This window comes from Pirellulaceae bacterium, from assembly GCA_029243025.1.
GTDB lineage: Bacteria > Planctomycetota > Planctomycetia > Pirellulales > Pirellulaceae.
The window spans coordinates 52,402-64,277 of record JAQWSU010000060.1 but is presented as its reverse complement, the minus strand read 5'-3'; the positions used below and the strand labels follow the sequence as shown (position 1 = coordinate 64,277).

Sequence of the window (11,876 nt, the reverse complement as noted above, 5' to 3'; positions counted from 1 at the left end):
TCACCGCATTCGAGCCATTGGTTGTCTGTGCATGTCCGATATTTCAAAAGCTGACGCCGTCAAGGATTCGCCATGCGGCGATGACGACAACGAATCTGAACTCAAGTCTCCTGACGTCGATCTCGGACGAATCGAGCGAGCCGTTCGTGAAATTCTCGCTGCAGTTGGCGAAGAGCCTGATCGAGAAGGATTATTGGAAACACCCGCCCGTGTCGCGAGAATGTATGCGGAAATGTTTCAGGGTCTCCATCAAGACCCCAAAGTGCATACGCAAAAGTTTTTCACCGAAAAGTATGACGAAGTTGTTTTGGTACGCGACATCAGCTTCTGCAGCATGTGCGAGCATCATCTCCTACCCTTCACTGGACAGACGCACATCGGTTACATCCCGAATGGAAAAGTACTCGGTTTGAGCAAGTTGGCACGTGTCGTGGAAGTCATCTCAAGACGTCCCCAAGTGCAAGAGCGAATGACCGAAACAATTGCCAATCTGCTCATTGACGAACTGAATGTAAAAGGTGTGGCGGTGATCGTTGAAGCGACCCATTCCTGTATGACGATTCGTGGAGTCCGTAAACCGGGCAGCATGTGCGTCACAAGTTCGATGAAGGGTCTGTTTCGCTCCCACCTATCGTCACGGAGCGAGATCATGCAATTGATTTACGGCAATCGACACTCATAGTGGAAGTCGATCATGTTGTGGCTCGTGCTCATTGAATTTGTCTTTCGTCTGGCATTCGGCCTCGCTGCCGCCATGACGTTTACCTCCGCAAAGGCGGTAACGAGCGGATTTTTCCGTGTCCATCTATGGGTCGCGTTGGGATTAAACACGTTTGTGGCCGCTATCGTGGCGATGCTGCCCTCTCCAACTCCAAACGCGAACTGGATCTTGGGGATCAGCATCGCAGCAGCCATCGCCTCCTATGCCGGCTCCATTTTCTGGCTCTACGAAATGAAACAGCTCGGTTGGATCGTCTTGTTGGTCGTCACCCTCCTCGACTTTTCCGGTGGCTGTCTTGTGGCAAGCTTGGGAGCAGAAAACGAAGTACCGCTCTGGACTAATCTGATCAACACACTGAGTTCCGGCCTCGTGCTCGGCTTTACATTCTCGGCTATGTTGCTGGGGCATTGGTACTTAAACACACCCAGCATGAAGATGGGTCCCCTGCGGCGTCTGATCATGTTGATGGTCGTTGCGGTCTTGTTTCGTGCGGTTGTCGGTCTCGGAGGCCTCGTCGGCAGTTGGTCGCCGGATCGTTTTCAGTCCCAAGCCTTTTTGGCCTTTGTTGGGCTCCGTTGGCTCGCCGGCTTGTTAGGATTGGTGGCGCTCGCGTGGATGTCCTGGCAAACGCTAAAGATTCCCAACACTCAAAGTGCGACTGGAATTCTTTACGTCGCTGTCATTTTTGCTTTCCTGGGTGAGTTGACGTCTCAGTTACTGTCAGTGCAAACCCCGTTTCCGTTATGATAAAGCTATGGCTACCATCACCTTTCACTGTCCGTACTGCGAACAAACCTGCCGGTCCACACTGGAAACCGATCAGCCTTTGAACTGTTCGGAATGCTCGCGACAGCTTTTTGAGCGGGTGCCGATTTTGCAGTCGGCGAGCCTGACGCGTTGCCTCGCTTGCCCCAGTCATGAATTATTTATTCGCAAAGACTTTCCGCAGCGACTCGGGGTGGCGATTGTCTGTACCGGCTTCGTTCTCAGCTCCGTCGCCTGGTTTTACCACCAAGTCATTTTAAGTTTTGCCATCCTGTTTGCGACTGCTCTGGTCGACGTCATTCTCTATCTTGTGATGGGCGACTTGCTCGAGTGCTATCGGTGCCACGCACAGTATCGCGGCCTGGACGACTTGGAATCCCATCGCAACTTTGACTTGGAAGTCCATGAGCGTTATCGGCAAGAGACGGCTCGACTTAAACAAGCTGGTGAGACGGACCCAGCCGGCTGATCCCAAACGGCCCCAACAACATTACCTTCCCCTTTCGGTTTGACACTGAATTTGCAAAGCCCACTGACGAATGGACCAAGAACGGGACAGAATTCAGGCGGATTTACGAGGCTTGCTGGAAGGTGAAATCCGGTGTGACGACGTTTTTCTGCAAGTCTATTCGAGCGACGCGAGCATCTATGAAATCAAGCCGCTCGCTGTCATTCGCCCACAAAATACAGCAGACGTAGTCGCCTGCGTCGAATATGCAAGCGAAAACAATCTGCCGATCCATGCCAGGGGAGCTGGTACGGGATTGGCCGGTGATTCGCTCGGTCCAGGTCTCGTGATCGATTTCTCTCATGCGATGCGGCGGTTGGTTGAGACGACCGACGAAACGGTCACCGTGCAGCCGGGCGTTGTGTTGAGTGATCTAAATCGGATGTTGGCACCGCGTCACCAGGGCTTTGGCCCCGACCCTGCGAATCGTACGGTATCAACGATCGGTGGCGCGTTGGCAATCGACGGCAGCGGCAGCCACTGGCTCCGATACGGATCAACGCGGCAACATATCGAGAGCATGAAAGTTGTGCTGGCCAGCGGAGAGCTGGTGCAACTGGGGCGACATCGCTTACAAGATCGACTTGCATCTGCCACGGTCAGGCGACTGGTCAGCCAAGTCAGCGATCTGATCGCAGCCAACTCGTCGCTGGTAGCCGAATATCGGTCTGCAGCGCCCGTCAACCGCAGCGGCTATCGCTTGGATGACATCCTGTCAGACGATTCGTTGGACCTTGCCAAGCTGATGATTGGCTCCGAAGGCACGCTGGGTTTGATCACCGAAGCCACAGTTCGCGTTTCGAAACTCCCCAAACATCGCGGCGTCGTTTTGCTACTGTTTGAACGTCTGGAACAAGCAGCTCACGCGGCAATTGAAATCCCTCGAATGAACGCATCAGCGTGCGACTTGATGGATCGCCGCCTGCTACGACTCGCCTGCGAATCGGACGTCCGGTACGACCTGCTGTTACCGGAGTCGACCGAAGCGTTGCTGCTGGTTGAAATGGAAGGAGACAGCGCGAAAGAGGTGCGTGACAAGCTCCAGCAGACCGTTCACTACATTTGTCGACGAAAACGGCTGGCTTTCGACGCGAAAATCGCCCTGGAACCGGATGACGTTGAACTCTATTGGCGACTTCCCCAACATGTGGTGCCCTCGCTCTATCGACTCAAGGGCTCGACAAGGCCTTTACCCTTTGTCGAAGACATCTGCGTGCCACCACCAGAACTACCTGGTTTTTTCATTCAACTTCAGAATGTCTTAAAAAAACATCAAGTCACCGCATCACTGTACGGGCATGTGGGTCACGGCCAGCTACACATTCGACCGTTTCTCGATCTGGCCGACCCTGACCACGTCCGCCGTATGCAACACCTGGCTCGCGATCTTTACGAGCAAGTGCTGGAGGTGGGTGGTACGATTAGCGGGGAACATGGTGACGGCCTCAGCCGCACCTGGTTTTTGCGGGAACAATACGGCCCGCTCTACAACGTCTTTCAAGAGCTCAAACAAATCTTTGACCCCCAAAACATCTTCAATCCGGGGAAGATTGTCGATGAATCAGGACAAGTGCTCACACAAAACCTGCGCCCCGTCGCGCCTCAACTGCAACGCCGCGACGAATTGGGAGACTCCAGTGAACCGGACGCCGTCGGCCAAACGGGCGATGACACACCGCAACCAGAAATGATTCCGCTCGAACTGAATTGGGACGAGACAACGATAGTTCAGGCTGCCAGAAGCTGCAATGGATGCGGTGGATGCCTCACCACATCAGGCTTCGAACGCATGTGTCCCATCAATCGGTTGTCCCCCTCAGAAGAGGCCACACCGCGAGCGAAGGCAAATCTGATGCGAGCCATCGTGACTGGGGCGCTCGATCGAACCGAACTCCATGGCGAAACACTAAAAGAAGTGGCCGATCTTTGTGTGAATTGTCATCAATGCCGCCTGGAATGTCCGGCGGAAGTCGACATTCCCAAGTTAATGATGGAGTGTAAGGCGCATTACGTAACGAACAACGGCCTCACGGTTTCCGATTGGTTCCTAACTCACCTCGATGCAGCAGCCTCCTGGGGCAACCTGGTGCGTCCCTTTTCCAATTGGGCGATCGCCAATCCGAGCTTTCGCTGGCTCATGGAAAAAACATTCGGGATCGCCCAAAATCGCAAATTACCTCGAATTGCTACCCGCAGCTTCATCCGCCAAGCGGCCAAGAAACGACTGACAAAACCCACCCGACGAAGCGGGCGTAAGGTTTTGTACTTTGTCGATATCTTCGCCAATTGGTTCGACCCACAACTCGCAGAAGCCTTTGTGTCCGTAATGGAACACAACGGCGTCTCGATCTACGTTCCCCCGAACCAGCTTCAATCAGGCATGTCGATGCTGTCGCTCGGTGCGGTGGAACGCGCAACACCAATCATTCAGAAGAACGTGGCTCTATTAGCCGATGCAGTTCGACAAGGTTATCACATTGTGGCAACCGAGCCGGCTGCAGCGCTTTGCCTCACCCGAGAATACACGAATATCTTGGACGACGAGGACGCTCGCCTTGTCTCAGAAAATGCCAGTGAAGCTTGCGGATACCTCTGGAAAATGCACCAACTGGGCCAGTTGGAACTTGATTTAAAACCGATCAACGCGTCAGTGGGCTATCATCAACCGTGCCACATCCGCGCCCTCGACAAAGGGAATGCGGGCGAAAACCTGTTACGACTCATCCCGGGAATGTCCGTCCGACCGATGGAAGATGGATGTTCGGGAATGGCCGGCACTTACGGTTTGAAACGCGAGAATTTCCGCAATAGCTTGCGTGCCGGCTGGGGGCTGATTTCGGCCATGAGAAATCCGTCGCTGCAAATTGGGGCCAGCGAATGCAGTAGTTGCAAACTGCAGATGCAACAAGGCACCACAAAAACCACGCTGCACCCGCTCAAATTACTCGCCTTGGCCTATGGCTTGATGCCCGAAATCAGTCAAGAACTGTCGCCTTCCACCGAGGAGTTAGTTGCCAAGTGAAAATTCACGTTCGTCTCTTCGCCGCTGCCCAACAACTTGCAGCACAAGACTCACTCATTGTCGAGTGTCAGGATGGCGCCACCGTTGCCGATTTGAAAGCGGCTCTCGCAACGACTGCCCCGGCTCTCGAATCCCTTCTAAATCATGTACGCTTCGCCGTGAACGCCGAATACGTCGACGACCAAACAAAACTTTCCGCCGACGACGAGGTAGCCTGCATTCCGCCGGTGAGTGGTGGCTAACCATTCTTGACTCGAAAATTCGTTCTAAAAACAGCTTTCCATCCGCTGGCAACCGATTCCGAATTGGTCGGTCTGCACTTACAATGAGAGGAAAGTACCGGAACCCATCTCCCTTTTCGCGAACGTGCAAGTGCCTTGGTTGAGCTAACTGACAAACCGATCGACTCCGCGGCAGCCCTGCAGCAAACACATTCCACTCAGGCTGGTGCGGTCGTTGTTTTTGTGGGGACGACGCGAGAATTCACCGGCGAGCGTCAAACTCAGGCGCTAAAATACGAATGCTACCCGGAGATGGCAGAGCGAAAACTGGGACAGCTCGAGCACCAAGCCCGTGATCGCTGGCCAATCATTCACTGTGTCATCATCCACCGACTCGGACATCTGGAGTTGGGGGAAGCGAGTATTCTGGTTTCTGTCAGCACCCCGCACCGACGAGATGCATTTGAAGCCGCTCAATGGTTGATGGATCGTATTAAAGAAGAAGTTCCCATTTGGAAGCAGGAAAACTGGACGGATGGCACCACCGAGTGGGTGCATCCTGGCCTCCCCCCTTCCTCTACTTGAGTCGAACACATGCCAACTCATCCTGATAATCTCCCTAGTTTGGACGCCCAACCAGTTGCCGATTCGCTTGGTCGTGTTCACACCAATTTGCGGATCAGCGTCACCGATCGTTGCAACATTCGCTGTTTTTATTGCATGCCCGATGAACAGATCCGCTTTCAACCTCGGGAAGAGTTGCTTTCCTTTGAAGAGATCGAATCACTCGTCCGGGCGGTAATTCCGATGGGTATCAACCGTTTGCGGATCACCGGTGGCGAACCTTTAGTGAGGGCCAGTTTGCCGGAACTGATCGGCCGCTTAGCAGCGATTCCCGGCATTTGCGACTTGGCGATGACGACCAACGGAATTTTACTGTCGGAACAAGCGGAAGCGTTGGCCCAAGCCGGGTTGCAGCGTCTCAACGTCAGTCTCGACGGCTTGAGCGAAGAAACATTCCAGCAGATCACCCGCCGGAAGGGTCTCGATCGCGTGCTGTCAGGCATCGAATCGGCCCGGCAAATCGGCTTCGATCGCATCCGACTAAACGCCGTGGCGATCCGCGGCATCAGCGAGCAGGAAATCGTACCACTCGGCCAATTCGCACGAGAATCGGGACTCGAACTGCGTTTTATCGAATTCATGCCGTTGGACGCGGAAGGCAATTGGAAGACCGACCAAGTGCTGAGTGGAGAGACGATTCGCGAATTGCTCGAAGCGGCTTACGGACCGTTACAAGCCTTACCCCGCCCCGATCCGAGCCAACCAGCAGTCGACTTCGCATTCTCCGATGGAATTGGTCGCATCGGCTTCATTAACCCCGTCACCCAACCCTTCTGCCAGGATTGCAATCGATTGAGAGTGACCGCAGAAGGACAACTGCGTAACTGCCTCTTCTCGAATCAGGAATGGGACGTACGAAAATTGCTGCGAAACCAAGCAGATCCCGCGAACATCCAGAGTCTCGTGCGTGAATGTGTGGCGAACAAGAAACCGGGACACGGCATCGACTCGGATGACTTTCTGCGGCCTAAACGTGCCATGTATCAGATCGGTGGGTAAAGAATGAAGCGAATTTATCTGGATAATGCGGCCACGAGCTGGCCCAAACCAGACACCGTCTTCCATGCCATCGATGCCTATCAGCGTCGGTCCGGAGCGCCCGCAGGAAGGGGCGCTTATCAAGAGGCAATCGATGTGCAGCGTACGATCGAACAGACTCGCTTGGCAATCGCTCAACTGATATCAGTCGAGAAAGCACAACAGATCATCTTCGCTTACAGTGGTACCGACGCTTTGCACCTCGCCATTGGGGACTGGCTACAAAAAGGCGACCATGTGATTACCACCGTTTGCGATCACAACTCCACCCTTCGGCCCCTCAGTCATCTGCAGCGAGCACGAGGTATCGACTTAACCCATCTGGGTGTCGATTCGGATGGCGTCATCTCCATCGATGATTTCACATCATCGATTCGAGACGACACTCGCCTAGTTGCCATGGTCCATGCATCCAACGTGACCGGAGCCATCCAACCCCTGGAAGCTGTGGGGCAAATCTGCCGCCAACGCGGCATTCCCTTTCTAGTCGATGCGGCACAAACCATCGGGCATTGTGCGGTGAGTGTCAAAGAACTGCATTGCGACCTGCTTGCCGCGCCGGGTCACAAGGGAATGCTGGGGCCACTTGGCACCGCCTTCCTCTACCTGTCCAAAACCATGAGCGAACGACTCACACCCGTTCGAATGGGAGGCACGGGCAGTCAAAGCGAACTGGACGAGCAACCGGATCGCATGCCAGACAAATTCGAATCTGGAAATCTGAACGTGCCCGGCATCGTCGGATTGCAGCAAGGTCTGGAATTCATTCGCCAACGAGGACTCGCTAGCATCTCAAAACATGAACAGCGGCTGACGCAGCGTTTGCGAACCGGTTTGCAACATCTGTCAGGCGTTCATCTCTACGGGGCCGACGTGGACCGATCCGTTGGAGTCACAAGCCTCAACATCGATGGACACGATCCTCAGGAATTAGCGACGCTGCTTGACACAATGGCCTCCATTCAAACACGGGCCGGTTTCCATTGTGCTCCCCGGATGCACACCGCGTTGAAAACCGACCAACTGGGCGGTACCTTGCGGATCAGTTGTAGTCCCTTCACAACAGAATCCGAGATCGACATGACCGTACAAACGATTCAAGCACTGATCTCCAGTTAGACACGGACGAAAAGAGACCCATCCTATGACTCAGAAGGCCGAACAACCCTGGTATGCCGAAAGCGGCTTGAAATTCAACTGCTCGCAATGCGGTGATTGCTGTACTGGCGCCCCAGGCTACGTCTGGATCAACAAAGAAGAAATCTCGGAACTGGCCCGCGTGGCGGGTATCGAAGACATCGAAGAATTTGAGGACCAATATGTTCGCAAGGTTGGAATTCGCAAAAGCTTAAAAGAGTTTCCCAACGGCGATTGCGTCTTCTTCGACAGCAAAAGTCGGAAATGCCAAGTCTATGAAGCGCGGCCCCGCCAATGCCGCACATGGCCATTCTGGGATTCCAATTTGAAGACTGCAGAAACTTGGCAGTCGACTTGTGAGATCTGTCCAGGCAGCGGCCAGGGCAAAGTTTATTCGATCGAAGAGATCGAGACCCGCCGAAAAGTGATGCGTGTCTGAGTTGTTTCGAATCGACCACATGTCGAGTGAATGCCCCGCACCAATCCGTTCCTGCCGATCTCTTCAGCAAGGGACGTATCGCAGCGATTTTGATTATTTTTCCGATTGGTTGAAGTTTGACGGTTGGGTTGTCGATGAAGCGGTTGGGAGCGACTGCTTCGGTAGCGCGGTCGATGTGTGTATTTGGGACGGTCAAAGTGACGCATGTTGTTGTTTCACAAGCATTTAACGCAAAAGAATGTCACCCGACCAACGCCCGCGTCGTCTAACCCGTTACAAAAAAACGAGTTACGAGAATCGAAGCATCCTCGGCAAAACACGACTGTCGCTTTCAAAACGAAGCAGATGAGCTCAAATGGAGGCCGCTACGAAACCGGTTGGGTTGACACTAAGTCTTATGCTATATACACTTGGAGCGAGTCGGAGACATTTTTCGACAGACTCCAAAGCGTCCGTCAAACCCCTCCCGGGTTCCGAACTGGAGCATCGTTGTGACCAAGAAAGAGATCGTCAAAACAATTTCCGAGGAAATTGGCCTGACTCAACTCAAGACGAAGGAAATCGTCCAGAAGACCTTCGACGCCATCGTGGAAACGCTGGTGGAGGAAGGCAGGATCGAGCTACGAAATTTCGGGGTATTTGAGGTCAAGAAGCGGGCCGCAAGAAAGGCTCGCAACCCCCGGACAGGGGATAAAGTCTTCGTCCCCGAAAAGTTCGTGGTCACATTTAAGCCCGGTAAGGAAATGGAAGAAAGAGTTCGGCAGTTAGAGGAGAAGGCGAATCAGGAAGCTCGGGCCCAAGCCGAAGGCAATCCGCCATCGACTTCACCCGTCGTGGATGAAAATCCCGGACTTGGAGCTCCGCCGCCTCGCCCCGATCTGCCGACCGGTTTTGAACGTAACCCAGGCTCCTGAGCCCGAAGTTACTTTTGAAATACTCATGGAGGAGTAATCATGCGACGCTTGCTTTGTGGCCTCTTGCTTGCCGCGGCTTTGGCCTCTTCAACCGGCTGTTTTGTACCGATTTATTCGGCTGACCCGGTCCGACGAGCTCGACAGTTGCTGTTCACCTCGGAAAATATGCGGCAAGTGCTCGATGAGTGGGAGCGGATCTGGTTCCTCGATCAGCCCTCGCACATGCAGCCCTACCGAACCCACGGTGGTTTGCTGTAATCGGGTTCGGACCGCCGCCAACCAGGGGTCGTTGCCTGCTCCAGCAGGGACAGCTAAATTGACCTCTCGTTTCGGCGACCGTGGATGCTAATCCGAGCTAGCTGCGTTCGCTCACGAATCCAGAGGCGATGCAGCGATGAACTCAACAGCAGATCACTCGACGACGGCAACAGAGATCGATCTTTCGGTTCGAATGGGCCGTTTGACGCTTCCTAATCCGATCTTAGTGGCCTCTGGCACCTTCGGTTATGCCCGGGAAATGGCCGGCATGATCGATTTGGGGCGTTTGGGTGGCATGGTTCCCAAAACGATCACTCGCCAACCGCGGCCGGGAAATTCCCCCTGGAGAACGGTTGAGACAGCGGCTGGACTGCTCAATTCCATCGGATTGGATAATGACGGCATTGATGCGTTTGTCGAAGATCATTGGCCGTACCTGCAAAAGACGGGTTGTCCCGTGATTGTCAGTGTCGCTGGCAGCAGCTGCGAAGACTTCCAGTATCTGGCTCGCAAATTGAGTGATTACGAAGGTATTGCGGCAATCGAGCTGAATGTCTCCTGCCCCAATGTTTCGGGCGGAGTCGATTTTGGCAGCAATCCGCAACTTTGCCACGAAGTGGTTTCCGGCGTGCGAAAGTCAACCGAAACCCCCATTCTGGCCAAGCTAACGCCGAATGTAGCCAATATCGGAGCGGTCGCGAAAGCTGCCGAAGAGGCGGGTGCCGACGGCCTCACCGTGATCAACACGCTGCTAGGTATGGCAGTTGACTGGCGGCGCCAAAAGCCGCTGCTCGGAAACGTGATGGGAGGACTCAGCGGGCCGGCCATCAAACCGGTTGCCTTACGGTGCGTTTACCAAGTCTCCCAAGCGGTTTCGATTCCGGTCATCGGCGTCGGCGGAATCGCAACGTTGGATGATGTGATGGAATTCCTGGTGGCCGGTGCGTCTGCCGTTCAACTGGGTACCGTCAACTTCTATGATCCTACAATCTCAATGCGGATTCTGGATGAAATGCCGGCCGCAGTTGCCCAACTTGGGGCGAGCCAACTGAGCCAAGTCATCGGTTCACTGAAGACTCAAGCAACCCAGCAAAAGTCAACCAACGCACTTTGTTCTGACCTCGAGGAAACCAGAAACTAGCTTTGGAAAGTCGGCAAGTTTGCCGACCGCCCCTCGGCCAGTCAAACTCACGACCGTTGTACGATATCAATACTGGCTCACTTCTTCACCGTTCACAGATCAGCGATTGCAACTATGAGAGTTTTATCGGGAATTCAACCAACCGGTCGGTTCCATTGGGGCAACTATTTTGGCGCGATCCAACAATATTTGGAGCTCCAAAACGAGGATGAATCATACTATTTCATCGCTAACCTGCATGCGTTGACGACGATCCGCGATAAGGAAGTGCTTTGGCAACATTCGTTGGACGCTGCCATTGACTTGCTATCACTGGGATTGAATCCCGAACATGCCACGCTTTTCTTGCAATCGGATGTTCCCGAGGTTTCCGAACTTTGCTGGCTGCTGATGACCGGAACGCCTTTAGGGTTGCTAGAGCGTTGTCACGCCTACAAGGAAAAGAAGGCAAAGGGGATCAAAGCTGACGCTGGGCTGTTTACCTACCCCGTCTTGATGGCGGCCGACATTCTGGCCTACGACGCCGATTGGGTCCCCGTCGGAGAAGATCAAGTACAGCATATCGAGGTCACTCGCGACTTAGCGGGTAGCTTTAACCACCAATTTGGTGAGACGTTTGTGTTGCCGAAGGCAAAAGTGCTGTCTGCGACAGCCAAAGTACCGGGCACCGATGGTCAAAAGATGTCAAAAAGTTACGACAACACGATCGAAATCTTCGAGGTCCCCAAAAAACAGCGCAAGCAATTGATGCGAATCACAACCGACTCGCGCCCTATGGAAGAGGCCAAGGATCCGGATACCGATCACCTATATCAGCTGTTTTCACTGTTTGCCAACGAGCCAGAACGCGAGGAAATGGCGGCCATGTATCGACGCGGTGGATTCGGCTACGGAGATGTCAAGAAAGCTCTGGCCGATGTGGCGGAGAACTTCTTTGCCGAAGCACGGGAACGGCGGGAGCAGTTTGTCGCCAATCCCAAGCAGGTTCGCGACATTCTGGAGGATGGTGCGAGTCGGGCTCGCCAAAAGGCGGGTGCAGTATTGCATCGGGCCCAAGAAGCCTGTGGATTGAAACATAGGTAGCACAA

The 11,876-nt window shown here is 54.0% G+C and carries 13 protein-coding genes; all 13 read left to right on the top strand.

Going from position 1 to position 11,876, the window contains the following annotated elements; translation table 11 throughout:
* Positions 1 to 31 precede the first annotated feature (31 nt).
* A complete protein-coding gene (gene folE / locus P8N76_28980; protein ID MDG2385736.1) occupies positions 32 to 682 on the top strand; it encodes a GTP cyclohydrolase I FolE in 651 nt (216 codons plus the stop codon).
* Between the two features lie 12 nt (positions 683 to 694).
* Positions 695 to 1,468 (top strand): hypothetical protein, encoded by a 774-nt coding sequence (locus P8N76_28975; GenBank protein ID MDG2385735.1) that lies wholly within the window; start codon positions 695 to 697, stop codon positions 1,466 to 1,468.
* 7 nt (positions 1,469 to 1,475) lie between these two features.
* Positions 1,476 to 1,955 (top strand): hypothetical protein, encoded by a 480-nt coding sequence (locus tag P8N76_28970; GenBank protein MDG2385734.1) that lies wholly within the window; start codon positions 1,476 to 1,478, stop codon positions 1,953 to 1,955.
* 70 nt (positions 1,956 to 2,025) lie between these two features.
* Complete coding sequence (locus P8N76_28965) at positions 2,026 to 5,016, top strand: FAD-linked oxidase C-terminal domain-containing protein (protein MDG2385733.1); 2,991 nt, start codon at positions 2,026 to 2,028, stop codon at positions 5,014 to 5,016.
* Complete coding sequence (moaD, locus tag P8N76_28960; protein MDG2385732.1) at positions 5,013 to 5,258, top strand: molybdopterin converting factor subunit 1; 246 nt, start codon at positions 5,013 to 5,015, stop codon at positions 5,256 to 5,258. The genes P8N76_28965 and moaD overlap by 4 nt, the downstream gene beginning before the upstream one ends.
* Positions 5,259 to 5,393: 135 nt before the next feature.
* Complete coding sequence (locus P8N76_28955; GenBank protein ID MDG2385731.1) at positions 5,394 to 5,822, top strand: molybdenum cofactor biosynthesis protein MoaE; 429 nt, start codon at positions 5,394 to 5,396, stop codon at positions 5,820 to 5,822.
* 9 nt (positions 5,823 to 5,831) lie between these two features.
* Positions 5,832 to 6,860 carry a GTP 3',8-cyclase MoaA gene (gene moaA / locus P8N76_28950; protein ID MDG2385730.1) on the top strand — a complete coding sequence of 343 codons (1,029 nt, stop codon included), beginning with the start codon at positions 5,832 to 5,834 and terminating at the stop codon, positions 6,858 to 6,860.
* Positions 6,861 to 6,863: 3 nt separating this feature from the next.
* Positions 6,864 to 8,018, top strand: coding sequence for an aminotransferase class V-fold PLP-dependent enzyme (locus tag P8N76_28945; GenBank protein MDG2385729.1), 1,155 nt, complete (start codon positions 6,864 to 6,866; stop codon positions 8,016 to 8,018).
* 25 nt (positions 8,019 to 8,043) lie between these two features.
* On the top strand, positions 8,044 to 8,475 hold the full coding sequence (locus P8N76_28940; protein ID MDG2385728.1) for a YkgJ family cysteine cluster protein: 432 nt from the start codon (positions 8,044 to 8,046) through the stop codon (positions 8,473 to 8,475).
* A gap of 491 nt (positions 8,476 to 8,966) precedes the next feature.
* Positions 8,967 to 9,389 (top strand): integration host factor subunit beta, encoded by a 423-nt coding sequence (locus P8N76_28935; protein MDG2385727.1) that lies wholly within the window; start codon positions 8,967 to 8,969, stop codon positions 9,387 to 9,389.
* A gap of 39 nt (positions 9,390 to 9,428) precedes the next feature.
* The gene (locus tag P8N76_28930) at positions 9,429 to 9,647 is read left to right on the top strand and encodes a hypothetical protein (GenBank protein MDG2385726.1); all 219 of its coding nucleotides are present in this window, start codon (positions 9,429 to 9,431) and stop codon (positions 9,645 to 9,647) included.
* Between the two features lie 136 nt (positions 9,648 to 9,783).
* The gene (locus P8N76_28925) at positions 9,784 to 10,788 is read left to right on the top strand and encodes a dihydroorotate dehydrogenase (GenBank protein ID MDG2385725.1); all 1,005 of its coding nucleotides are present in this window, start codon (positions 9,784 to 9,786) and stop codon (positions 10,786 to 10,788) included.
* 114 nt (positions 10,789 to 10,902) lie between these two features.
* Positions 10,903 to 11,871 carry a tryptophan--tRNA ligase gene (gene trpS, locus P8N76_28920; protein ID MDG2385724.1) on the top strand — a complete coding sequence of 323 codons (969 nt, stop codon included), beginning with the start codon at positions 10,903 to 10,905 and terminating at the stop codon, positions 11,869 to 11,871.
* The last annotated feature ends 5 nt before the right edge of the window (positions 11,872 to 11,876 follow it).